This window comes from Bacteroides sp. 43_46 (genome assembly GCF_001915455.1).
GTDB classification, from domain to species: domain Bacteria; phylum Bacteroidota; class Bacteroidia; order Bacteroidales; family Bacteroidaceae; genus Bacteroides; species Bacteroides caccae.
Genome location: NZ_MNQN01000105.1, coordinates 1 through 24,771 on the forward strand (window position 1 = coordinate 1; position 24,771 = coordinate 24,771).

The following is a 24,771-nucleotide window of genomic DNA, read 5'->3' on the forward strand; positions in this document are numbered from 1 at the left end:
AGAGGGATTACAGGTCTTTGATAAGATATGTCTGGGGAATAAGGAAGGGGGAGCGATAGCGAATATGGATATTCCCGACAGATTCCGCTGGCTGACTGCGGTGAAAAGTTCCTGCATACAGGTATCCCGTCCGCATCCGGGATTTTCCACTGACTTGGACAGGACTTTGGAAAGACTGTTCGAAGAGCTTGTATTATAATAATAGGAGGCTGTTTAACAAGTTATATAATGCCTACCACCTCCCCCTACGGGTACTCCTCCTTCCAGAAGGAGGAGACTTTTAAATACTATCGACTTGTTAGACAGCCTTTGAACATACATAAACCTATCATATTAGTATATCAGGTTTCCAACCTATAAATTAATTTCATCCCCGTAATCCTTCTTATGTTTCTTTGCAGACAAATGTAAACAAAAAGAAGATACATCTTTATCCACCACAAGATTGTTCTATTAATTAATAAGCCTTGTTTCCGTAGAAGCCGTTATTTATTCATAAGGCTTCTTTTACTTGATTTAACTCCATATACCACGAATCCGGAGAACAAAATACGCTGAAAATAAGTATATATATGGAAGGCCGAAGCGAAGACAGAGTTATCCGTAAAAATGGTAGCAAAACCCGTAATCTATATAAATACAAATTACTTTTTACTGAATAACTTTGCATACAGAAAAAAGGTAGTAATAATATTAGAATATGCTTTTAATTTAAGATAGCTTGATTATGGAAAAGGTAAAATTGAACAATGGCATTGAAATGCCTATTTTGGGTTATGGTGTTTATCAGGTTACTCCTGAAGAGTGTGAACGTTGCGTATCGGATGCAATCAGTGTAGGATACCGTTCTATTGATACGGCACAAGCCTATCATAATGAGGAAGGTGTAGGAAATGCAATCAGCAAATGCGGTGTGCCACGTGACGAACTGTTCATCACTACAAAAGTGTGGATTTCAAATGCCGGTTACGAAAAGGCTAAAGCTTCTATTGATGAGTCGCTGCGCAAGTTAAAGAGCGATTATATTGACTTATTGCTCATTCATCAACCATTCGGTGATTATTACGGAACGTACCGGGCTATGGAAGAAGCATACAAGGCCGGAAAAGTTCATGCTATCGGCGTCAGCAACTTTTATCCCGACCGTTTTGTAGACTTGGCGGAATTCTGTGAAATCACTCCTGCCGTCAACCAAGTGGAGACGCACGTTTTCAATCAACAGATAAAGTTACAGGAAGTAATGAAGGAATATGGGACTAAGATTATGTCATGGGGGCCGTTTGCCGAAGGAAGGAACGACTTCTTTACTAATGCAACTCTTCAGGAAATCGGTAAAGAGTACGGCAAATCAGTGGCACAGATTGCACTGCGTTATCTGATTCAACGCGATATCATAGTTATTCCTAAGTCTACCCATAAGGAACGTATGATTGAGAATTTCAATGTATTCGACTTTGCGTTAACACCGGACGATATGGCTGCTATTGCCGAGCTTGATACAGCCCAAACCTTATTCTTCTCCCACTATGACCCGGAAATGGTAAAGTGGCTGATTAATTATAGTAAATAACAGTTCACCATAATTTTCTTTTTCAGGCACGGATTACACAGATTACACTATTGCTTTATGTTATCATAATTCATAAAACCGTGGAATCCATGTAATCCGTGCCTTAAAGGGATAATTATTAACTTGCTTACTTAAGCGGAGTAAAATGCAACGCAGCTCCGCCACTCGCCTTCAACTTCAAGACAAGTTTGTCGCCTGCCTTTATTTTCTTATGAGTACTGCGTACTTTCGTCCGTGTATTCAGCTTGTCGTCATCTTCATACAGATGAAGCAGATACTTTTTTCCCTGTTCCAGAAAATCAGTAGTCAATGTGACAGTGCGGGCTTCCGTGTTTGTCATTGCTCCAACAAACCAGTCATTTCCCGAACGACGTGCCTGAACGATATACTCACCAATTTCTCCGTCAAGCGCACGGCTATCGTCCCATACACTCGGAATGGCTTTCCAAAATTCGAGTTCTTCTTCTCCTTTATAAAATTCCGGTCGGTCATACCAGAACATAAATTGCAAAGGGCTGTAATACACTGCTGCCATCGCCAATTGATGTGCTTTCGTATTCTTCACTCTGCCATTAAAATAACACAGTGTATAATCCGCAGCGCCTGCCAGGAAACGTGTATACGGAAGAATCGTGTTATGTAAAGCATCCGGCATCTCTTCATTGCCACCGATGCCTTCCTGTGTCATCAAGTTAGGATAAGTACGGCTGAAACCTGTCGGACGATATTCATCGTGAATATCCACCATCAGACCGTATTCTCCACATTTGCGAACTGCATCATGCAGCCAGGTACTCCAACGCTGATTACCAATCTGTACAAAACCGAACTTGATACCTTTCAATCCCCACTTCTTATATAAAGGTAATAAAGTATCCAATTGCTGCACCAATGCACGCTGATTGACGTATACCATAAGTCCGATTCCCTTCGATTCGGCATACTGGCACAAAGCAGGTATATCAAGGTCTTTATCCGGAGAAACAGTAGTAGCGTCCGAACTCATCTTCATTTCCGGCCCATACCAGCCTGCATCCATATGCACATACTGAATACCGCGCTCTGCCGCAAAGTCAATAGCCGCTTTCACCCTTTCTTGCTTCAAGTCGCCCGAACGGAATACTTTTCCCGGTTTAATCCAGGAAGTATCAGCCAGTTTGCAAGCCGGATTCAGATTCAAGACAATATCATTGTTGTTAATCAAATCGACCGGACGTTCGCCAACCATGATAACGCGCCACGGAGTGCTATAAGGAGAAATTATATCGACACTGCTATACAGGCTTGTCTCCAAAGTGGAAGGTTTGTCTGCCGACAAACGGAATTTGCCACGAGCATAATCCACCATTTCCGCTTCCAACAGGGCAACTGATAACCCGTCGGGCAGTTTCAATGTCAAAGGACGTTCACTTTCTTCTTTTCCCCAACCTTCCAGCGGACGAAGTGCATAAGGCCCTTGTGCCCAACGCTCATAATAAGCCATTGTTCCTTGAGGCATTGTGAAACTGGTTTGCTCGCCTATGATATGCAGGAAAAGCCCATTTGTTGTTTCCGGGAAATGATAGCGGAAAGCGACTCCTTCATTATAGGCACGCACTATGATATTCATAAAGTAATTCTTACGCTTATCATAGCCACCTTCCTGTGCTCCGTCTCCTTCGCCTTTCTTGAATTTCAGGGTCATCTCATTATAACAGTCACGAATCTCGGCACGTTCCCCATATACAGGTTTCCATGTTTCATCCGCTTTCCGTCGCTCTGTTCCCGTCAACTTCAGATTCTCACACCAGAAATGACAAGTGTCATTCGGAACACCCAGTGCCGACTCGAACAACTGATTTTCAATCAGGACACCCAATTTACTTTCTTCAATTACCGGACGGTTCTTGTAAGTCAAGGTGTAATACATTTGTGCATTATCCTCTCCCACCGCACGCTGATAGAAGGTAAAACGATATGCTCCGTCGGGAGATGTCAGTTCCTGGCGGGTTTCTGTCATTACATCCTGCGCTTTCAACAATGCCGGTACCACCAGCAATAAAAGCAAAATTCTTTTCTTCATTCTATTTACGTTCATGTTTATTCTTCTTTCCTATTAGATACGAACGAGAAGGAAATTATACTCAACACCAAATATACGATAAAAAATAAAATATAATTTTTAGTTCCGCTGTTTAATAGTATCTTTACTATCTTCGAAAATGAGAATCCGGGGTTACCCATGCGTGTAGACCACGGACGTATGCTGGATCTGGCACAGGTGGAAGGAATGATGGCTGTAATAGATGATGAGAACGCACGTCAGATGAAGTTTTAGCCAGTAATAGCAGGTACAACGCAACCGATAAGCACTAGCATATCTTATGAAAAGCCATAAGTCCTATAACAACAACCATATAGATCACTTATGTTTATCTCCTTTGTTCTTTAATAGCTAACTATTGCCAGCCTGTCCGTTAACCCGTGTTAGCTGATAAGCTTACCAAGGTTAACAGACAAGCTAACAAAGGTAAGCCTACATATTTCCTTATTACTTTATGCATTAATCCCGTATGCTTTTAGTAACAAATGTATAGGAATAACACAATGGATGACAGTGAAGGAGCGAGGGTAAAAACGTCATAAACTTTTTTTCGTATCACTTTATATGCATCTTATCCACAAACTCTCTCTTGTTTATATTCAGCTCATCCGGTGAAGTCACCCGCTTGCCATTCAATACGATATTTTCAAACAAGATATCCTCCACTTTTCTATCTTTATCGTAGCCTTCAAACAAAGAAGGATTAACAAACTTTCCCGTGCAGGAAATATTACGAAAGACGATGTTCCTGACACCTCTGCCGGGTCCCGTGTTATATTTTCGGTTATACATCACCCGAAGATGAAATAGCTGCCCTTCCTGAATATGTTCCACACGAATATCCTCAAAAGTTATATTCTGCGCAAGATTATGGTCGCCCACATTGATAGCCATACAACCTTGATAATCACGGTCATCTTCATCATGTTCCAAAATATCTATGTTCTTAAATAGCATATCTTCCAAAACTTCATCTCCCGTTTCGGTGTTCCCGTGCGTACCTATATTGATAGGATGCGCAATATCCGCCCATAGAGTAGAATTCAGAACACGAACATTACGACAATCTCCATAAAAATTCCAACGATGCGTATAAAGAGCTATACAATCATCCGAATTACGGAGAAATACATCATCAATCGTCACATCCGAGCAAGACATAAAATCCAGTCCGTCACTCCACCCCTGATAGCTAAATGATTTCAAGTTCTTTATGGTGATTCCGGTAGACTGTCCGCCGGAAACTGTATAATGTCGTGAATTAATGACCGTAATCCCCTCAATCAGTACATTTTTGGAATAAGCGATTGATATTCCCTGTTGAGGTTCAAGCAACATCCCATGCCCCAGAATTTTCACATTCTCTACACTGTCGCAATTCAAACGCCCTTTCAGCACTGCGCCACCTTCGAGATAAACCGTTGTATTGGAAGGGATACGGAAACACTTACCGGTCGTATCGGTAGGCTCATGTATTCCTGATTCGAAGTACATCACATTCGGATCGTTCTTATCCGGTACATTCTCAATGATAGGATTGGCAAACACGTGCAGGTTACTCAAACGGTCACCATTAAACTCGACTGACAGTTTCTGCGGTTTGTCTATCGTAAATAAAAGAAAGTTCCCGTCTATCTCCGGTTGAATGCCTTTAGCCAAAGGACGCACTACTGCCGAACGGATCTCGCCATTGTTCTTTTGCACAAGAACTTCCACCTTTCCGGAGAAATCGAATTGAACCATTGTGGCATCGGACTTCGTATCCATATCCACCTTTACATTATATTCATACAGGTCTACCCACTCCTTTTTTCCCACCTGTCGCACTTTTACAGTATAATCATCGTTGTGACGGGCATAGTAGATGCCTGTCGGAACAGGATAAGTAATGATTTTCGCTTGTACGCCCAAACCTGTCAAAGCAAGCAAAAATGTGATTGTTATTCTTCCCAATTTATTCATTTCCAATTTTTATTAGATACTAATGTGGATTCCGATACCGTTCCGTTTTTTATCTTTTTTCCTTCAATAACAACCGTACAGGGAGCGGAAGAAAGAATATACCATTTCCCCTGTTTCTTTTCAAGCAATACATTAGCAACAGTATCGGCCTGAATCCTTATTCCTGGTGCAACCAACAAGGTGCCGTTTCCCAGGAATAAAGTCCGGTTTCCATCATATTCATTGCTGATAACCGCATAATCCGCTTTTACTTTCATCCCCTGATAAGTAGCGGTCTGCGCTGCATCAGAAAGAGAGAATATGTGGTCGATGCGTCCGTTCTTACTTTTTACACAAATTCCTGCAAAGTCATTCAAAGCAGTTTCCTCCACATCGAAGTAAGAAACCGACTCAATGGCCGACGGCTCTTTCTTCGTACTCGGCTCATAGACAGACACAAAAGGACGATTCCAAGCCTCTCCATGCTGACGAGCCACAAAAGTCAACGTCGGTTGTTCCTTTATATTATATGGCATACCGGGTGTACGGCTTAGCCCTTCGGTCATAGGAGCAAGCGCAGTAAAGACCTCGCGTTCCGGTTCTCCCTTCATCCAGAGATTCATGTATATATCATCACCGCCTTTATCTTTCATATCAATTGTAAAGGTAGCTTTCACATCTTTATTGGTTGCAGCCATTTTCTTATCATACAAATAAGAGTAAGCATAAAGATGCGCTCCCGCAAAAGCCAGTTCTTCCGTTGGTTGCAAATTCAAATCCGTGCCGTCGGCTGCGGTTAATGTCATTGACTGTCCGAGGTTATGATAGAAGTAATCATGCATTTTATCCCCTCCCCGTTCTTTCCGGCTGCGGAAGATATCGACATAATATCCTGTATCAGGACCTGTTGTTACAATACTCATCATACGAGTCTGGTCCGCCCGACTTTCCGGTTCACGGAAATAAACATTGCTATACGTAACAGAAGTAAACTCCTTGCCCGGTTCCGCTGAAGCCGGAAAACAGGAACGCAAATCAAAGGAATGATTGCTTTTCATCACCGGATAGCTTGATATCCCGTCTACACAAACCGTATTATGGCTGGGGAATTGAGAATAATATTCGGCATAATCCAGTCCGCTATACAAAAAAAGACCGATACCGGCATCGGGACCGAGCACATACCCTTTTCCGTAAAGCTCCATTGAGATGCCATTAGCATGCATGTGGTTTCCTTCACTTGCATTCAGAGAAATCATCAGGCTGTTACGCGGGTTCATACCATTCCGTTGCACCAGCCATGACACATTGGGAGCATAAAACAAAGGAGAGACATAATCCTCTATTTTTCCCGGTTTCACATTGGGGTCGAGTTTCAAAGGCTTGTCCTCAAAGAAAGAGTTGACAGATACACGAACGTTCTTCTTTTCCCCTTTATCCGCATCCGTTTCCGGATTCAGGCATTTCAGCAAAGCTGTGAAATAATCTTCCTGCTCCTTCTTTCCGTTTGCCTGTGCATTCTGTATCATACGGATAAAGAAATTCGTATTCAAATACCCCGGATGTGTATCACCAAAACCACAAATCATCCGATTAGGAAACAGATATTGAGGAGTAGCCGCCACAGCTTTCGACAGTACAGGCATTGCTTTTACTAAATCATAATGCAAGTTGTTGTCAAACTGATTGGCAAAATTTGCATAATCATTGATTACCACACTGCTATATCCCGGACATTCCGCCCATATTCCCGTTTCAGCATCAAAGCCATAGTCTGCAAGACGGGTTAAACTCCACTGACGGATTCCGGAACGGTTTAATACATAATCAATGTAGTATTCACGTCCTTTACCGTCTGCGTATTCCTTATTATCTTCGAGCACCAATCCCACATTCATAATATATCGTGCCTGCAACAAATCCCAGTTGTTATGAGGGACACCGTTGGCTATGATATTATCCGCCCATTTCTTGAACGCCCCGGCATAGATTGTCATCTTGTCGGGATAATTGGTTTTCAGATAGTTGTATAGAAAATCATATAAAGGGACAGCGATATGCAATGCATCTTCGTGAATTACCTCAAAAGAAGTCAGTCCCACCAAAGTCTGTTGATGACCGTGATTCAGGTCAACAGGAACATTCCTGTAATAAATTCCGGTCATGTACGTATCAAAGACACCGGCAGCCAGCTTTGCAAACTTCCCGTCCCCCGTCATCCAATAGAGGAAAGCGGCGTCACGGGCTATTCCAAGGATTTCACAGTTCAGACTTTCTATATTCCGACCGGTTTTCGACGGATGCACACTCTCCAATGGTCGATCGGGTAGTGCATTATTACAGAATGTCACGTTCCCATTCTCATCATCATCATAAGGCACTACATCCGCCAACTTAGGACGCCCGTGAGTGGCAGTTGTTCCTCGCGTACCGGTATAACGCACCGTAGGATAAGGAGCCTTCTTCCCTCCCGCATGATCGAAAGTCTCTCCTTTCACATATACTTCGGTCGCATGAGACTTCCAATACATAGCCAGACGGGATAACAACCACGTCGGCTGAACGTCCGTCAACCGGGTATATGCTTCCGTCCGCTCCTTCAGTTTATTGAATACATCTTCCGCCCACGCTTCGGTTTTAATCAGATTCCATGTTTCCCGCTTTCCCTCCGGCGTAGTCAGCACACGCGGATGTTCTTGCGGCATATTCTCCGGCAACGGGATTTCCTGTCCCGACGCAACATTCAGAAAGCATAAAAAATAGAGTCCCAGTAAAAATTGTTTCATACTTTAAATATCTTTTTTAGGTTTACTACCTATTAAATACGAAGATAGAGATTTATTTACCTAACCACATCGGAAAAGTCCACTTTTTATTTGCCTCAATCCACGCCTTTATTCCAAACAAAGATTTATATTTGCAAAAAACCGACTAACAATTCTAATACTTATGAAAATTCTATCTATCCATGATTTGGCTACAATCAGGAAGAAAGCGGAACACAACTTATTATTGCGCGAAGAAAGCAATGAGAAAGTTTCCGAAAAATGCTACGGACTATCCTCCGGTGCACAGCATCTTCAGATACTTATCTGCGGAGGTACAGGTTGTAAAGCATCTTCCAGTCAAGGTATTACGGACAATCTTCTGAAAGCTATCGAAAAGAACGGAATAACCGGTAAAGTGGAGGTCATCACCGTAGGTTGTTTCGGCTTTTGCGAGAAAGGTCCTATCGTGAAAATCATTCCCGACAATACTTTTTACACCCAAGTCACTCCCGAAGATGCGGAAGAAATCATCAACGAGCATATCATCGGAGGACGGAGAATCAAAAGACTGCTCTATGTAGACCCTAAAACGGAACATACCGTCAGCGACTCCAAACACATGGACTTCTACCGGAAGCAACTCCGTATCGCCTTGCGCAACTGCGGTTTTATCGATCCCGAAAATATCGAAGAATACATCGCCCGCAAAGGTTATTTCGCATTAGCCGATTGTCTTCTCAACAAACAACCACTAGATGTAATCGACATCATCAAACGTTCCGGACTCCGCGGACGAGGCGGAGGAGGTTTCCCGACAGGACTGAAATGGGAGTTTGCCCACAAACAGAAATCGGACATTAAATACGTTGTCTGTAATGCCGATGAAGGAGACCCCGGCGCATTTATGGACCGTTCTATTATGGAAGGAGACCCGCACTCTATCGTAGAAGCGATGTGCGTCTGCGGTTACTCTATCGGTTCTTCCAAAGGCTTAGTTTACATCCGCGCCGAATACCCGTTGGCTATCAACCGGCTGAGAATAGCTATCAACCAGGCACGCCAGTACGGTTTGTTGGGAGATCATATTTTAGGAACAGAATTCAGCTTCGATATAGAAATACGTTATGGGGCAGGCGCATTTGTCTGCGGTGAAGAAACCGCCCTGATTCACTCTATGGAAGGGAAACGAGGCGAACCGACTTTAAAACCGCCCTTCCCCGCCGAATCCGGTTATCTGGGTAAACCCACCAACGTAAATAATGTAGAAACGCTTGCCAACATTCCCATTATTCTGACCAAAGGTGCCGAGTGGTTTGCCACAATCGGAACAGAACGTTCCAAAGGAACCAAAGTGTTCGCCCTCGCAGGAAAGATTAACAATGTCGGCCTGATCGAAGTACCTATGGGAACTACACTCCGAGAAGTAATCTATGAAATCGGCGGAGGTATCAAAGGGGGAAAGAAATTCAAAGCTGTACAGACGGGAGGTCCATCGGGTGGCTGCCTGACGGAAAAACATCTGGATACCCCGATTGATTTCGATAACCTGCTGGCCGCCGGTTCCATGATGGGTTCCGGAGGAATGATTGTCATGGACGAAGACGACTGCATGGTGTCCGTCTCCCGCTTCTATCTGGACTTCACTGTAGAAGAATCCTGCGGTAAATGTACTCCCTGCCGTATCGGCAACAAACGATTACTGGAACTGCTAAACAAAATAACAGAAGGACGAGGTACGGAAAAAGACCTGGATACCCTTGCCACACTGGGACAGGTGATAAAAGATACTGCCCTCTGCGGGTTAGGACAAACCTCCCCCAACCCGGTTTTGTCGACACTGGACAACTTCTATGATGAATATCTGGAACACGTCAGAGACAAGACCTGCCGTGCCCAACAATGCAAGTCTCTGCTGACCTACACGATCAATCCGGAACATTGCATCGGCTGCCACTTATGTGCCAAGAACTGTCCGGCGGATGCAATCAGTGGTTTAGTACGCAAACCGCACATCATCAACCCGGACAAATGTATCAAATGCGGTATGTGCATGGCACGCTGCAAATTCAAAGCTATTCTAGTTTGCTAAAATCTATTGCTATGGAAGATAAACAAATAACCCTCCAGATAGACGGACATTTTATCACCGTCCCCGAAGGAAGTACCATTCTTGAAGCCGCTACTAAAATCGGTATCAACATACCTACGCTGTGTCACATCGACCTGAAAGGAACCTGTATAAAAAATAATCCCGCTTCCTGCCGCATCTGTGTGGTCGAAGTCATAGGCCGCCGTAATCTGGCTCCCGCTTGTGCCACCCGCTGCACGGAAGGCATGGTAGTGAAAACCAGCACACTGCGTGTGATGAACGCCCGCAAAGTGGTAGCCGAGCTTATTCTCTCCGACCATCCCAACGATTGTCTCACTTGTCCCAAATGCGGCAACTGCGAGCTTCAGACACTGGCGTTACGCTTCAACATCCGTGAAATGCCTTTCAATGGCGGTGAACTTTCTCCTCGCAAACGGGAAATCACCGCTTCTATTGTCCGCAATATGGATAAATGTATTTTCTGCCGTCGTTGCGAAAGTGTCTGTAACGACGTACAGACGGTCGGTGCACTCAGCGCTATTCGCCGCGGATTTAACACGACAATAGCCCCCGCTTTCGACAGAATGATGACGGAAAGCGAATGTACCTATTGCGGACAATGTGTCGCCGTCTGCCCGGTAGGCGCATTGACCGAACGCGATTATACCAACCGCCTTCTTGACGATCTGGCCAATCCGGACAAAGTGGTGATTGTACAAACGGCTCCCGCCGTGCGTGCTGCTCTGGGAGAAGAATTCGGTTTCCCTCCCGGCACAGTGGTCACCGGGAAAATGGTCTATGCCCTGCGCGAATTGGGATTCGACTATGTGTTCGATACTGATTTCGCTGCCGACCTCACCATTATGGAAGAAGGCTCCGAAATTCTGAACCGACTGACGTGCTATCTCAACGGAGACAAATCCGTCCGGCTACCCATTCTGACTTCCTGTTGTCCGGCATGGGTAAACTTCTTCGAACATCACTTTCCAGATTTGTTGGACATCCCATCTACGGCCCGTTCCCCGCAGCAGATGTTCGGTTCTATCGCCAAATCATACTGGGCAGAGAAAATGGGAATCCCCAAAGAAAAGCTGGTAGTGGTTTCTATCATGCCCTGCCTGGCAAAGAAATATGAATGTGCCCGCGACGAGTTTAAGGTAAACGGAATCCCCGATGTGGACTACTCTATCTCCACCCGCGAGCTCGCCCGACTTATCAAACGGGCTAATATAGGTTTTCCGCTGGTGTTGGATAGCCCGTTCGATAACCCCATGGGAGAATCCACTGGTGCCGGCGTTATCTTCGGCACTACGGGCGGTGTTATGGAAGCTGCCCTCCGCTCCGTTTACGAAATATATACCGGAGAATCTCTGAAAAACGTAAATTTCGAGCAAGTACGCGGATTGAGTGGAGTACGTCGTGCTACTATCAATCTCAACGGATTTGAACTTAAAATAGGCATCGCACACGGACTAGGCAACGCCCGTCATCTACTGGAGGACATACGAAACGGGCATAATGAATATCATGTAATCGAAATTATGGCTTGCCCCGGAGGTTGCATCGGAGGCGGCGGACAGCCATTACATCACGGCAACTCGGAAGTATTGTATGCACGCGCCAACGCACTCTACCGCGAAGACGCCAACAAGCCACTGCGCAAATCGCACGAGAACCCATACATCAAGACCTTGTATGAAGAGTATCTCGGCAAACCGCTGGGTGAGAAATCAGAAACATTATTGCATACCCATTATTTCAACAAATCGATTGATTAACTGTAAACGAAAAGTATTATGTCAGATATAAAACTAGCCTGTGACGTAGCTGAACAAATCAAAACGATTTGCGACAAGCACGGAAATAATCCGGGCGAACTAATCAACATTCTGCATGAAGCACAACATCTCCAAGGTTACCTGCCGGAAGAAATACAACGTATCATCGCTTCCAAACTAGGAATCCCCGTATCGAAAGTGTATGGAGTAGTGACATTCTACACTTTCTTTACCATGACTCCCAAAGGAAAGCATCCTATCTCCGTCTGCATGGGGACAGCCTGCTATGTACGCGGTTCCGAAAAGTTGCTGGAAGAATTCAAACGAGTGCTGGGTATCGAAGTCGGTGAAACAACTCCGGACGGAAAATTCTCATTGGACTGCCTGCGCTGTGTGGGTGCCTGCGGACTGGCGCCGGTAGTGATGATCGGTGAAAAAGTGTATGGACGCCTACAACCTGTGGACGTGAAGAAGATTATTGAAGACTTGGAATAACAGCCCGGAAACGATACTAAAAAACGGCTACTTTGTTTAACCAAAGTAGTCGTTTCTACAAAAAACTAAACATTTTTACAAACAATGTGCGGAGAGAACGAGATTCGAACTCGTGATACCCTTTAGGAGTATACACGCTTTCCAGGCGTGCCTCTTCAACCACTCGAGCACCTCTCCTTCTTTCGGAGCGCAAAAGTAGAGGAAGTTTTTGAAACTAACAAATATTTAGAGCGAATAATGTTCCAAAATTATTTGTTAAAGAACACTGATTTCCACAAAACGTCCATTTCAAGGACACATGTATAAACCAAAAACATCCAATTTTACATTTCTAAATGTAAAACCGGATGTTTTTGGTTACTTACAAATATTTTGCGGAGAGACAGGGATTCGAACCCCGGGTACCTCGCGGTACAACGGTTTTCAAGACCGCCGCAATCGACCACTCTGCCACCTCTCCAAAACTTCTTTTCAGAAGTGCTTTTTGTTAAAAGCGGTGCAAAGGTACGAAGATATTTTAAACATGCAAGAGTTTTCACGAAAAAAACAATCGAAGGTTTCCAAAAGATAGCAATATCCAGGTATTTTATGTTGAAAAGCATAAAATAGGGCATATTTATGCCGATTATATGAAAAATGATTGTAACTTTGTGCGCTCTAAAGAAAAGGATAACTACAACCTCTAATTTTATCATTTATGGAATTAAACAAGATCTTTAAAGACGGTCTTTGGAGCAACGAAATCAACGTCAGAGATTTCGTAAGTCATAACATCACTCCGTACTACGGAGACGCTTCTTTCCTTGAAGGACCTACCGAACGTACAAAAGCCGTATGGAACCGTTGCCTTGAAGCACTGGCAGAAGAAAGAAAAAACAACGGTGTCCGCTCGCTTGATAACGCTACTGTATCTACCATTTCATCACACAAAGCCGGATATATCGACAAAGAAAACGAACTAATCGTCGGTCTGCAAACAGACGAGCTTCTGAAACGTGCTATCAAGCCTTTCGGAGGTATCAACGTAGTAAGCAAGGCTTGCCACGAAAACGGCGTGGAAGTGGACGACCGTGTGAAAGATATCTTCACCCACTACCGCAAGACACACAACGATGGAGTGTTCGACGTATATACCGAAGAAATCCGTTCGTTCCGTTCTCTGGGATTCCTCACCGGACTGCCCGACAACTACGCTCGCGGACGTATCATCGGTGACTACCGCCGTATGGCTCTCTACGGTATCGACCGACTGATTGAAGCTAAAAAAGAAGATCTGCGCAACCTCACCGGTCCGATGACTGACGCCCGTATCCGCTTGCGCGAAGAGGTGGCAGAACAAATCAAAGCCTTGAAAGAGATGAAAGTAATGGGTGAATACTATGGACTCGATTTGAGCCGTCCCGCATATACCGCCCAAGAAGCTGTTCAATGGGTATACATGGCTTATCTTGCTGCCGTAAAAGAGCAAGACGGTGCTGCAATGTCACTGGGTAACGTTTCTTCTTTTCTTGACATCTACATGGAATATGAATTGAGCAAGGGAACGATCACCGAATCTTTCGCACAGGAACTAATTGACCAGTTTGTTATCAAACTACGCATGGTACGCCATCTGCGTATGCAATCATACAACGATATCTTTGCCGGTGATCCTACTTGGGTAACCGAATCTTTGGGCGGACGCTTCAACGACGGACGTACCAAAGTGACAAAGACTTCTTTTCGTTTCCTGCAAACCTTGTACAACCTCGGCCCTTCACCAGAACCAAACTTGACCGTACTGTGGAGTCCCGAACTGCCGGAAGGATTCAAAGAGTTCTGTGCTAAAGTATCTATCGACACTTCTTCTATTCAGTACGAAAATGACGACCTGATGCGTGAAGTACGTCAATCTGACGACTACGGAATCGCCTGCTGTGTATCTTACCAAGAGATAGGCAAGCAAATCCAGTTCTTCGGTGCACGCTGTAATCTGGCAAAAGCTCTGTTGCTTGCTATCAACGGTGGACGTTGCGAAAACACAGGTACAGTCATGGTGAAGAATATTCCCGTACTGACCAGCGACACACTGAAATTTGAAGAAGTAATGGACAACTACAAGAAGGTTCTGATCGAAATTGCCCGCGTTTATAACGAAGCGATGAACATCATCCACTATATGCACGATAAGTATTACTACGAAAAGGCTCAAATGGCACTCGTAGATACTAACCCGCGCATTAACCTTGCCTACGGCGTAGCCGGACTTTCTATTGCGCTCGATTCATTGTCAGCTATCAAATACGCAAAGGTTACCGCCCGCCGCAACGATATAGGTCTGACAGAAGGTTTCGACATTGAAGGCGAATTCCCTTGTTTCGGAAACGATAACGACAAGGTAGACCACCTTGGCGTTGACCTCGTATATTTCTTCAGCGAAGAATTGAAGAAACTCCCGGTTTACAAGAATGCCCGTCCTACCCTCTCCCTGCTGACCATCACTTCCAACGTGATGTACGGAAAGAAGACAGGTGCTACTCCGGACGGACGTGCCAAAGGCGTTGCCTTCGCTCCGGGTGCTAACCCGATGCACGGACGAGATAAGAACGGTGCTATCGCTTCTTTGAGTTCCGTAGCAAAACTTCGTTACCGCGACTCACAAGACGGTATCAGTAACACCTTCTCTATCGTTCCGAAATCATTGGGAGCTACCGAAGAAGACCGCGTTGAAAATCTCGTTACAATGATGGACGGTTACTTCACCAAAGGCGCTCACCACCTGAACGTAAATGTTCTGAACCGCGAGATGCTTTATGATGCGATGGAACATCCCGAGAAATATCCGCAGCTTACAATCCGTGTTTCCGGCTATGCTGTAAACTTCGTGAAGTTGAGTCGTGAACACCAACTGGAAGTAATCAGCCGTAGCTTCCACGAACGTATGTAATCTTATCTACTCTTATATGACAATAAACGTACATTCATACGAAAGTATGGGAACATTCGACGGGCCGGGTTTACGGCTCGTCGTTTTTCTTCAAGGTTGCAATTTCCGCTGCCTGTATTGCGCCAATCCCGACACGATAGCCGGAAAAGGAGGTACACCTACTCCACCGGAAGAAATCATCCGCATGGCAATGAGTCAACGTCCCTTTTTCGGAAAACGCGGCGGTATCACTTTCTCCGGTGGAGAACCTACGTTCCAGGCAAAAGCGCTTGTCCCGTTGGTTCGCGAACTGAAAGAGAAAGGGATTCATGTATGTATAGACAGCAACGGCGGTCTTTGGAATGAAGACGTAGAGAAACTTTTCCAACTAACAGACCTCGTATTGCTGGATATTAAAGAATTCAATCCTGCCCGCCACCAGATGCTGACCGGAAGAAGCAACGAGCAGACAATCCGCACGGCAACCTGGTTGGAAGAGAACGGAAAACCTTTCTGGCTCCGCTATGTGCTAGTACCCGGATACAGCGATTTTGAAGAAGACATCCGACAATTGGGAGAAGCTCTCGGAAAGTATAAGATGATTCAACGGGTGGAGATCCTTCCTTATCATACTCTGGGCGTACACAAGTACGAAGCAATGGAACAGGAATACAAGCTGAAAGACGTAAAAGAAAATACCCCCGAACAACTTGAAAAAGCTACGGAGGTATTCAAAAAGTATTTCACTACGGTAGTAGTCAATTAATACGCTTTTTCATCCATTCAATAGATTTACGGTTGGTTTCCTCAAAACGCCAATGAGCGGAAACAGGAGTTACCACAATCGTTTTCGGGGCTGTAATTACATTCAACGCGGCCGTCACCGTGGTAGGCGGACAAGTGTTGTCATTATAGCCATACGAATAAAATCCCGGTACTTTAATCTTTTGAGCCAAATTAGCCACATCATAATAAGCCAGTGTCCGACAGGCAATGTCAATAGATACTGGCATTTTTTTCGTTCGGAAGCAGACAAAAGTCTCGGCCACCCTCCGGCACGTCCATGAAGAAATCCCGTCATATCACATAATGCGGGATAGAATGAATGCAGAAAGAAATGCAATACGTTCGTCAAAAGCAACAGTCACAAAACTCAGCGTCCCATCTTAACTTCCGCCCGAACTACGCTTATCTTTCCACTGGTCGGACCCACCCGAATAATAAAGACGACTTAGCGAGAGTAACCCAAGCAATATCCACCAATGTCGACAAGTTTATAGAAAAGTTTTTCATTAATATGTAAATCGGATACCTGCCTGTATATTGAAATTAAACGGATTTTCCTTGCGGATAGTCTGTACGCTCGAACCATCATCAAAGAAATAAGCAACACCGGGTTCCATGTAGATACCTATACGTTTCGTCGCATTTAACTGTACGCCGACTGCACCAGATACGGAGAATTGTAAAGGTTTAACAGTTTCCTTCTCGGAGCCTAGTTTTCCATACACACATTTTTCTATCATACCGCCCCCGGAAACGTAGAGAGTGACCAGTTTTTTATCCAAAAAGTTCCAGTTGGCACGCAACGGAATGCCGACATAATGTAGTTTCTGCTCCACTTCCTGATTGCCATCCACCAGTTTTACATCCGAAGAAAGCAGTGTATAGGTCAATCCACTTTCAACAGAAAACCCTTTACCCAAGCTTTTACGAACAGACACTCCCACAGAAATAGGCTGATGATGCTTAATGTCAATCACCTGCTTTGCCTGGCGCAGATAAGGTATACCGTCTTCAAACACCAATGTCTTATCTTCCGGTATATTCATCAAGCCGTTAGAAACAGCAGCCATACTTACTCGAGACAGATATTGGGTACCTCCCCCTACCTCCGTCGAAGCACCTCCGGAATTTCCGACGGCAAACCCCATTGACCAAGTTCCCTTTTGAGAAGATTTCTTTTCTGTCGGGATATGATATTTATCTCTACTCGAAGGACGGCGAGGTCTGTTGTTTCTAGGTTCTTCCGTTTCCAACGCTTGCTTTTTTTGACCAGCATTCGCGTCTTTCACTAGCTTTGTCTCCTCTTTTTCTCCATTATCAATCTTATCATCTGTTGCCGGAAACTCATCTTCATTCTGAATAACAGGTTGATCGGTATACGTATTTTGTTCGGAAATATTGTGTTCTGTTTTCGCCAGTCTATCTGTCTTTAGCATAGGACGCGACACAGGATCTGCCGTTGCACCTTGCGCATCCGGCTGTTGCACCGCAGGCAATGCGTCCGGTACGGAAGCCAATGCAGGGGTTTGAGTATGACGTATTTCGTCAGCGGCAGGCGTACCCAGAAAATACAGGCTTACAGAAGAAACCAAAGCCAGTAATATAACAGCCGCAGCCGCCATCATCCATTTCCGATAAGGATATATCTTCCTCTCCACAGGAGACATAAGCTCTTTCTCCAGTTGTTCCCAACCGGAAGCCGGTATCGGCTCCGAATAATCTTCGAGCTTCTCCTTCAACTTATTCATCCATAATTCTTTCTCTTCCATATCTATCCATTATTCATTATCCATTCTTTTACTCTTTTTGCTAACACGCTTTTCGCACGAAACAGTTGCGAAGCCGACGATTTTTCATTAATGCCTAATACCTGAGCGATTTCTTTGTGTGATTTATCTTCAAACGTATAAAGGTTAAACACTGTACGATATCCTGCGGGAAGTTCTTCGATAAACTGCATCAATACTCTTTGTGGTATCGCTTCTACATCCGAAACATCCGGTTCTTCGTACTTCTCGGGCAATTCTTCCAAAGGCGCCGACTGATTCATTACATCATTTTTCCGAAGATATTGCAAAGCCGTATTGACTATTACCCGCTCCATCCAGGCTCGTAAGGAGCCTTCACCTCGCCAGGTGAACTTGTCGAAAGAATCGAATATCTTTATAAAGCCGTCGTGAAGCAGATCCTGGGCCGTATCACGGTCGCCGGTATAACGAAGACAGATGCCAAGCATGCGCCCCGCATACTGCTCATACAGTTCCTTGCGGGCCTGATTGTTTCCCAGCCTGCATTGTTCCGACAACTCTAATTCTTCCATTCTCTTATACACGTGTTTATCTTATAAATGCAGCAAAGATAGAAATACTGCATAGAGAGAACAACTCTTTTAGTACTTTTGTTTCTTTAACAGATTCGAATGCAATATTTTCTGCCTCCCCGCATTTTCAAAATAAAAAGCAATTATATTATTAAAATCCATAACCTATTATGTATATGAAGAAATTAAAATTCATTACCTTAACTTTAGCTATCATAATCACCTTACCGATGCTGCAATCGTGCCTGGACGACAATGATCATCAATCGCGTTCATTGGTTATCAGCACTATCAACCAAATCAGTGAGGATAGCAAAGAATTTTATTTCACTTTGGATAATGGAAAGACGATGTTCCCGAGTAATTCGCAGGCATGGGGAGGCGAGAAATTTGAAAACGGACAACGTGCCTTTGTTATATTCAACGAGCTGGAGCAACCCGTAAACGGATATGACTACAATATCCAAGTGAGAGATATTACGAAAGTGTTAACAAAAGAGATCGTCACCATGGACGATGAAGAAAATACAGAAGAAAAGATCGGGGATGATAAAATAAACGCTACTTATATGTGGATTAGTAAAGATAAGAAGTATCTGACTATCGAATTCCAGTACTATGGTACCCATAGTGAAGACAAGAAGCATTTCCTGAATCTGGTTATCAACAATAAGGAAGCTGATTCCGCTGACGAAAACGAAGATAATACCGATGACGAATATATCAATCTGGAATTCCGTCACAACAGTGAAAGAGATTCTCCCGACCATTTAGGCGAAGGATATGTATCTTTCAAACTGGATAAGATAGAAGAACAGATAGAGGGAAAGAAGGGACTGAATATCCGTGTCAGAACTTTATATGACGGAATAAAGAATTATAAAGTACAATTTCCCTGATTTATTAATTCTGCGTGAAAAACACTCTTTTTTAATATAATATATTAATTACGCAAAAAGAGGGCGGTAGTTGTGAAACTGTCGCCCTCTTACTTTTATTATATAAACAAGTTATTTCTTATCTCCAAAATAATTCCACACCACCGCACTCAAAGCAGCTCCCACAAAAGGTGCAATGATAAACAACCACAACTGTGACAACGCTTCGCCGCCTTGGAACAATGCCGGAGCAATGCTACGTGCCGGATTTACAGAGGTTCCTGTGATAGGAATACATACGATATGTACCAATACGAGAGACAAACCAATAGCCAGTCCGGCTAAATTGCCCGCCCCCTTCTTAGGATCGGTAGAACCCAGTACCACCAATACAAAAATAAAAGTAAACACAGCTTCTGCTATGAATGCCTGCAACATCTCTCCTTCGCCAAAGCCGTTCGAACCCGTAGCCGTAGGTCCATCATGCGCACCGGTAGACACCAAAGCAAAAAGAACAGCCGAACCGATAATGGCTCCAATCACCTGGAAAATCATATACATTCCTGCATCTTTTCCGTTCATACGCCCGGTAAGGAACACTCCCAATGTGATGGCAGGATTAATGTGACATCCCGAAATTCCTCCGATAGCATACGCCATCGCTACCACTGAAAGACCGAATGCCAAAGCTACGCCGACCGTTCCCACGCCAGCACCTACTGTACCTGTTACACTACCGGCAAAAACAGCACTTCCGCATCCCATAAGAACGAGTACCATCGTTCCAATCATTTCTGCAATGTACTTTTTCATAACTATTATATAAATGGTTGATTTGCCAAATATAAAGAATTATCCCAAAGAAACAAAACGCATCTACCTAATTATTTGTATCTTTGCAGCATTTTTGAATAAAAGACTAGCAAATAAAATGAAGAAAGGACTTTTTTACGCCATATTGGCTTCTATCCTATGGGCTATTGTAAACCCGTTTATCAAACAAGGATTGAGCTATGACTTCACCCCTATGAACTTCGCCGGTATCCGCTTTACCACTGTTGGGATTATTCTTTTCGCTTATACCTGGCACAAGGGTATGTGGCGGGAAATCCGTCAACACAGTAAACTGTTCCTGAATCTGATTCTTATCAATATGTTTATGGGATATACTGCTTTTTACTTCGGTGTAGACTTTGTAAGCGGAGCTATATCGTCCATTATTATGGGAATGACACCTTTGATTAATGTCCTGTTAGCGCACTTGCTCGCAAGTAATGACAAACTGAACACTCATAAGATTATCAGTCTTATTGTCAGCCTCATCGGCCTGTTCCTGATTATCGGAATGGGAAGCAACGGTGCACCACTCGACTGGAAAGGAATTACGGGAATCGTACTTTTACTGTTAAGTATTATCTTTCAAGGGTATTCTGCTATCTCCGTTTCAGAAGACAAAGGAAAGGTGAATCCTATTTTCCTGAATGCGGTGCAGATGTTCTTCGGAGGTCTGCTTATATATATGGTGGGCTTGGGCACGGAAGGTTATCATTCTTTTATCGGAAAACCCGGCGGATTTTATGCCAGCCTTGCGATACTGGTATTCATATCTGTATTCGCCTTCAGCTTCTGGTTTATCGCCTTACAAAGCAAAGGCGCCAAAGTCAGCGACATCAATATGTGCCGGTTGATCAATCCGATTCTGGGTGCAGTCCTTAGCTGGATCATGCTCCCTGACGAATATCCGACTTTTAGTACCGTTGCAGGAATGGTCGTGATCGTCAGCTCCTTGATTATCTATTTCAAAGGGACCGAAATAAGTGAATGGTTCAAGAAAACAAAAGCCGGAGTATAGAACAAACTCCGGCAAACATAATAGTCCGACAAATATCAGTATCAGCTCACAACAAACATTGAATAGATTGTAATGACAACATTTCTTTAGGAACTGCCGCCTTTATTTCTTCTTTCAAAACAGATAAAAGGCTGTGGCGAATAAAATCTTTATTTGTAGCCAGCACCACTTGCCTCGTAGGCCGAGGAATGGCAAACGGACGGACGAGTTGCCGTTGTTCCTCTGTCAACTGTGTCACTGCCAGTTCGGGAATAAAGGTAATCCCCTTCCCGCTTTCCACCATTCGCATAAACGTTTCCATACTTCCCAGCCGATAAGCCATTTGGCTGACTTTCACCGCTTCCATTTGGCAAAAACGAACAAGCTGGTCACGGAAGCAATGCCCTTCATCCAAAAGCCAGAGACGTTCGCCCGTTATATCGGAAGTACGGATTACTTCATGCTTGAACGACGGTTCTTTGCGGGATACATAAGCATAGAATTGCTCATAAAAAAGAGTTTCTTCGGTCAGAAATGAGTCTTCCAATTTGCTGGCTATAATTCCCGCATCCAGATCTCCGGCATGTAATGCCTGCTGAATATCCTGCGTTTTCATCTCTGTGACGCGAATATCCAGTTCGGGATATTTCTCCATTAATTGAGGAAAGAAACGCGGAAGTAGGTATGGAGCAATAGTAGGTAATACCCCCAAACGAAAGACACCTGACAACGACTGCTTATCTTCACTGATAATATCTTTCACTTGGGCCGCCTGCGCCAGAATCACACGAGCCTGGTCTATTACTTTCTGTCCGATAGTTGTCGGGCAAACAGGTTGCACTGTCCGGTCGAATAGCTTTACGCCCAGTTCATCTTCCAACTTCTGAATCATTGCACTCAAAGTCGGTTGTGTCACACGGCAATATTCGGCTGCCCGTGCAAAATGTCTGAACTGATCAACAGCCAATATATACTCCAATTGTTGTATTGTCATCTATCAAATCATATTAAGTCATAGATTTCTTCTATGCAAAGATAGAAATTTTCAGTTTGACAACAAGCATTTTCCGCCTTATCTTTGCAATACAGAAAAAAGGAAACAAGTATAAATCATTAAAAATAAAAAGAATATGAAAACTTTAGAACTTATCAAATTGAATGAATCAGGAGCAAACAACGTAGTAGTATCTTTGCAACAACTCTTAGCTGACTTCCAAGTGTATTACACTAATCTCCGTGGTTTCCACTGGAACATCAAAGGACACGACTTCTTTGTTCTCCACAGCCAATTCGAAAAAATGTATGATGACACTGCTGAAAAAGTAGATGAAATTGCAGAACGTATCCTCATGCTGGGTGGCACTCCTGCCAATAAGTTCAGCGACTACCTGAAGGTTGCCAATATCAACGAAGTAGATAAAATAAGCAACGGCGAACAGGCACTAAACAACATCCTTCAGTCTATCAGCTATCTGATCGGTGAAGAACGAAAAATTCTTTCTATTGCATCACAATCCGGAGACGAAGTTACCGTTTCGATGATGAGCGATTATCTGCAAGAACAGGAAAAATTAGTTTGGATGTTGACGGCTTATAATAGCAAGTAACTTGATAATAAGGATTTAAGTTTTAGGTAAGAAAGAGAGAAAACCTCCATAACAAGAGGCATTCTCCCTTTCTTTATTATAAGAAATCGTCAAATAAAAACACACACAGAGATCGCAGAAAATATGAATCTCAGCGTGAAATCTATCAACCGGTACAACCAAAAAACTATGGAACTTTTACGAAATGAACTGAAAGACTACTTACCGTTGTTCCTCCTGTTGTTATTACGTGCATGATTTCTCCTCACTCCAGATATATGCTTATCTTCTGAGAAACACCCGCATCTGATATGTATTATCCCTATTGTTTATACGACTTTGCCTAACAGTTAGCAAAGGCTCACTAATGTAAGCAAATAGGCTAACATCTATGAATAAATTAATTCACGGCTGTAAACAATCTTATTCACTAATGTGAGCCTTTACAAAACAAGAAGTACTTGCCTAAGAATCCCTAAGTATTTGCATATTATATACAAAGGGAAACAGGGCAATCCCACCGGAATCTGGACGAAGTACTATGAGGGTAAATATATACTCTCAGGCAGCTATCAGCAGTTACCCTCATAGCTACAAGTAGGATGAATAAAGAGATTGTGCCAATTAGTGAGGGTATGAGGGTAAAAACGTCACTAACTTTTTTCTGGCTAAGTCGGAACATTCCGCGCGATTGACCTTTCCGTTTCCCGTTTGCGGTATGCAATCCGTTGTCAAAATATACTTGGGACGATAATAGGGTGTCAATATTGTCTGTAACCTGTTCTCTATTTCTTCAGTATCCGCCCGTCCTTCTATCAATAAGGTCACAGCCTGTCCCAATCGTTGGTCGGGCACTGAAGTAATGACAAACGGTACGGAAATAAAAGGACGGAGCAGCTTCTCTACTTCTTCCGCCTGGATTTTTATTCCGCCACTATTGATAACATTATCCTTGCGCCCCAGGATAATGAAACCTTTATCGGGATAGATTCGTGCGATATCATTCGTCTGTAATACTCCGTCACAAACCAAAGGGGCGTCAATCACCAACGTGTTTTCAGGAGATAAAGACAGATTTACCGAAGAAAACGGGTAATAACGTTCGGAAGCAGCTGTTCCGTTGAGACGGCGGAGGGCGATATGAGACAAGGTTTCGGTCATGCCATAAGTAGAATAGACAGCTCCCGGAAGTGACTTTATTTCTGTTTCCAAAGCCTCATCGATCGCTCCACCACCTATGATCAGAATCTCCGTTTGCTTGAGTCGTTCTTTTTCTTCAGGAGTCTGAAGAGTATTATAAACTTGCAAGGGAACCATTGCTGCAAATCTCAAAGGCTGTTTCACATCCGACAGCGGATGACCGGAAGCGGGACGCACAATGAGATCCAGTCCCGCAACCAAAGCACGCACCACCAACATCATTGCGCCGATATACCGGAGATTCATACATAACAATGCCGATTCTCCTTGCTTTAAGTTCAGAAATTCACAAGTCAAGCGTGCACTTTGCATCATTTGGTCTTTACGTACAATCAGTTCTTTGGGCGTACCTGTGGAACCGGAAGTATGAACTGTTATGACCGGAGAATCATTAAACCACTCATTCAGGAAAAGGTATAAATCCCATAAAGCAGAAGGAGTATTTTCTGCTCCTTCTGCTATAAACCGGGCTATATCTTCAGGAGTATATTCTTTTCCTTCCAATAGCAAATGTTGTTGTTGTCGGTCGAATATCATCGGA

At 43.8% G+C, this 24,771-nt stretch carries 19 protein-coding genes, 2 tRNA genes and 2 pseudogenes; 12 read left to right on the plus strand and 11 right to left on the minus strand.

What is annotated here, in order from left to right; all coding sequences use genetic code 11:
• Nucleotides 1–199 (plus strand): DUF3037 domain-containing protein (locus BHV72_RS09590; protein WP_286855630.1); only part of this gene is annotated, 199 nt, incomplete at its 5' end.
• Nucleotides 200–727: 528 nt separating this feature from the next.
• The gene (locus BHV72_RS09595) at nucleotides 728–1,570 is read left to right on the plus strand and encodes an aldo/keto reductase (RefSeq protein WP_122295531.1); all 843 of its coding nucleotides are present in this window, start codon (nucleotides 728–730) and stop codon (nucleotides 1,568–1,570) included.
• A 127-nt stretch (nucleotides 1,571–1,697) separates the two neighbouring features.
• On the opposite strand, the gene BHV72_RS09600 is transcribed toward BHV72_RS09595, so the two are convergent.
• The gene (locus tag BHV72_RS09600) at nucleotides 1,698–3,647 is read right to left on the minus strand and encodes a glycoside hydrolase family 97 protein (RefSeq protein WP_122295532.1); all 1,950 of its coding nucleotides are present in this window, start codon (nucleotides 3,645–3,647) and stop codon (nucleotides 1,698–1,700) included.
• Nucleotides 3,648–3,752: 105 nt separating this feature from the next.
• Between BHV72_RS09600 and BHV72_RS09605 the strand changes: the two are divergent.
• Nucleotides 3,753–3,887: pseudogene (locus tag BHV72_RS09605) on the plus strand (mannonate dehydratase); the annotation flags it as partial.
• A 321-nt stretch (nucleotides 3,888–4,208) separates the two neighbouring features.
• Here the strand turns inward: BHV72_RS09605 and BHV72_RS09610 are convergent.
• Nucleotides 4,209–5,615: a glycosyl hydrolase family 28 protein gene (locus tag BHV72_RS09610; protein WP_122295533.1), complete on the minus strand. Its 1,407-nt coding sequence runs from the start codon at nucleotides 5,613–5,615 to the stop codon at nucleotides 4,209–4,211.
• Nucleotides 5,612–8,380, minus strand: coding sequence for an endo-acting ulvan lysase-like protein (locus tag BHV72_RS09615; RefSeq protein ID WP_286855631.1), 2,769 nt, complete (start codon nucleotides 8,378–8,380; stop codon nucleotides 5,612–5,614). Before BHV72_RS09615 ends, BHV72_RS09610 begins: the two co-directional genes overlap by 4 nt.
• A 163-nt stretch (nucleotides 8,381–8,543) precedes the next feature.
• Here BHV72_RS09615 and BHV72_RS09620 point away from each other — a divergent pair, with 163 nt between their 5' ends.
• The 3 genes from BHV72_RS09620 to nuoE are packed head-to-tail and all read left to right on the plus strand — an operon-like array spanning nucleotide 8,544 to nucleotide 12,724.
• The gene (locus BHV72_RS09620; RefSeq protein ID WP_286855632.1) at nucleotides 8,544–10,451 is read left to right on the plus strand and encodes an NADH-quinone oxidoreductase subunit NuoF; all 1,908 of its coding nucleotides are present in this window, start codon (nucleotides 8,544–8,546) and stop codon (nucleotides 10,449–10,451) included.
• Nucleotides 10,452–10,462: 11 nt separating this feature from the next.
• Nucleotides 10,463–12,229, plus strand: coding sequence for an NADH-dependent [FeFe] hydrogenase, group A6 (locus BHV72_RS09625; protein ID WP_055255886.1), 1,767 nt, complete (start codon nucleotides 10,463–10,465; stop codon nucleotides 12,227–12,229).
• Nucleotides 12,230–12,247: 18 nt separating this feature from the next.
• Nucleotides 12,248–12,724 (plus strand): NADH-quinone oxidoreductase subunit NuoE, encoded by a 477-nt coding sequence (gene nuoE / locus BHV72_RS09630; RefSeq protein WP_005677689.1) that lies wholly within the window; start codon nucleotides 12,248–12,250, stop codon nucleotides 12,722–12,724.
• 89 nt (nucleotides 12,725–12,813) lie between these two features.
• On the opposite strand, the gene BHV72_RS09635 is transcribed toward nuoE, so the two are convergent.
• Nucleotides 12,814–12,901, minus strand: a tRNA-Ser gene (locus tag BHV72_RS09635).
• Between the two features lie 198 nt (nucleotides 12,902–13,099).
• Nucleotides 13,100–13,184 (minus strand) — tRNA-Ser (locus tag BHV72_RS09640).
• A gap of 237 nt (nucleotides 13,185–13,421) precedes the next feature.
• On the opposite strand from BHV72_RS09640, the gene pflB reads away from it, so the two are divergent.
• Both pflB and pflA read left to right on the plus strand, forming a co-directional pair.
• Entirely contained in the window at nucleotides 13,422–15,650 is a 2,229-nt protein-coding gene (gene pflB / locus BHV72_RS09645) for a formate C-acetyltransferase (protein ID WP_005677678.1), read from the plus strand.
• Between the two features lie 16 nt (nucleotides 15,651–15,666).
• Nucleotides 15,667–16,395, plus strand: coding sequence for a pyruvate formate-lyase-activating protein (gene pflA / locus BHV72_RS09650; protein WP_032837624.1), 729 nt, complete (start codon nucleotides 15,667–15,669; stop codon nucleotides 16,393–16,395).
• Here the strand turns inward: pflA and BHV72_RS09655 are convergent.
• The 3 genes from BHV72_RS09655 to BHV72_RS09665 form a co-directional block, all read right to left on the minus strand.
• Nucleotides 16,388–16,642 carry an acetylxylan esterase gene (locus BHV72_RS09655; protein WP_005677676.1) on the minus strand — a complete coding sequence of 85 codons (255 nt, stop codon included), beginning with the start codon at nucleotides 16,640–16,642 and terminating at the stop codon, nucleotides 16,388–16,390. The two genes, pflA and BHV72_RS09655, sit on opposite strands and share 8 nt — an antisense overlap.
• A gap of 279 nt (nucleotides 16,643–16,921) precedes the next feature.
• A complete protein-coding gene (locus tag BHV72_RS09660) occupies nucleotides 16,922–18,184 on the minus strand; it encodes a porin family protein (protein WP_286855633.1) in 1,263 nt (420 codons plus the stop codon).
• Between the two features lie 2 nt (nucleotides 18,185–18,186).
• On the minus strand, nucleotides 18,187–18,735 hold the full coding sequence (locus BHV72_RS09665; RefSeq protein WP_005677674.1) for an RNA polymerase sigma factor: 549 nt from the start codon (nucleotides 18,733–18,735) through the stop codon (nucleotides 18,187–18,189).
• A gap of 176 nt (nucleotides 18,736–18,911) precedes the next feature.
• Here BHV72_RS09665 and BHV72_RS09670 point away from each other — a divergent pair, with 176 nt between their 5' ends.
• Nucleotides 18,912–19,634, plus strand: a complete 723-nt coding sequence (locus BHV72_RS09670; protein ID WP_286855634.1) for a NigD1/NigD2 family lipoprotein — start codon at nucleotides 18,912–18,914, stop codon at nucleotides 19,632–19,634.
• A gap of 111 nt (nucleotides 19,635–19,745) precedes the next feature.
• Here BHV72_RS09670 and BHV72_RS09675 read toward each other — a convergent pair whose 3' ends face one another.
• Nucleotides 19,746–20,426, minus strand: a complete 681-nt coding sequence (locus tag BHV72_RS09675; RefSeq protein WP_005677671.1) for an MIP family channel protein — start codon at nucleotides 20,424–20,426, stop codon at nucleotides 19,746–19,748.
• A gap of 118 nt (nucleotides 20,427–20,544) precedes the next feature.
• On the opposite strand from BHV72_RS09675, the gene BHV72_RS09680 reads away from it, so the two are divergent.
• Entirely contained in the window at nucleotides 20,545–21,465 is a 921-nt protein-coding gene (locus tag BHV72_RS09680) for a DMT family transporter (protein ID WP_286855635.1), read from the plus strand.
• Between the two features lie 46 nt (nucleotides 21,466–21,511).
• On the opposite strand, the gene BHV72_RS09685 is transcribed toward BHV72_RS09680, so the two are convergent.
• Entirely contained in the window at nucleotides 21,512–22,438 is a 927-nt protein-coding gene (locus tag BHV72_RS09685) for a hydrogen peroxide-inducible genes activator (protein WP_005677669.1), read from the minus strand.
• 136 nt (nucleotides 22,439–22,574) lie between these two features.
• On the opposite strand from BHV72_RS09685, the gene BHV72_RS09690 reads away from it, so the two are divergent.
• Together BHV72_RS09690 and BHV72_RS09695 are read left to right on the plus strand one after the other, a co-directional pair.
• Nucleotides 22,575–23,051, plus strand: coding sequence for a Dps family protein (locus BHV72_RS09690; protein WP_055170648.1), 477 nt, complete (start codon nucleotides 22,575–22,577; stop codon nucleotides 23,049–23,051).
• A gap of 96 nt (nucleotides 23,052–23,147) precedes the next feature.
• Nucleotides 23,148–23,288, plus strand: a pseudogene (locus BHV72_RS09695) (RNA polymerase sigma-70 factor); the annotation flags it as partial.
• A 366-nt stretch (nucleotides 23,289–23,654) separates the two neighbouring features.
• On the opposite strand, the gene BHV72_RS09700 reads toward BHV72_RS09695, so the two are convergent.
• Nucleotides 23,655–24,767: an AMP-binding protein gene (locus BHV72_RS09700; RefSeq protein WP_286855637.1), complete on the minus strand. Its 1,113-nt coding sequence runs from the start codon at nucleotides 24,765–24,767 to the stop codon at nucleotides 23,655–23,657.
• Nucleotides 24,768–24,771: the final 4 nt, after the last annotated feature.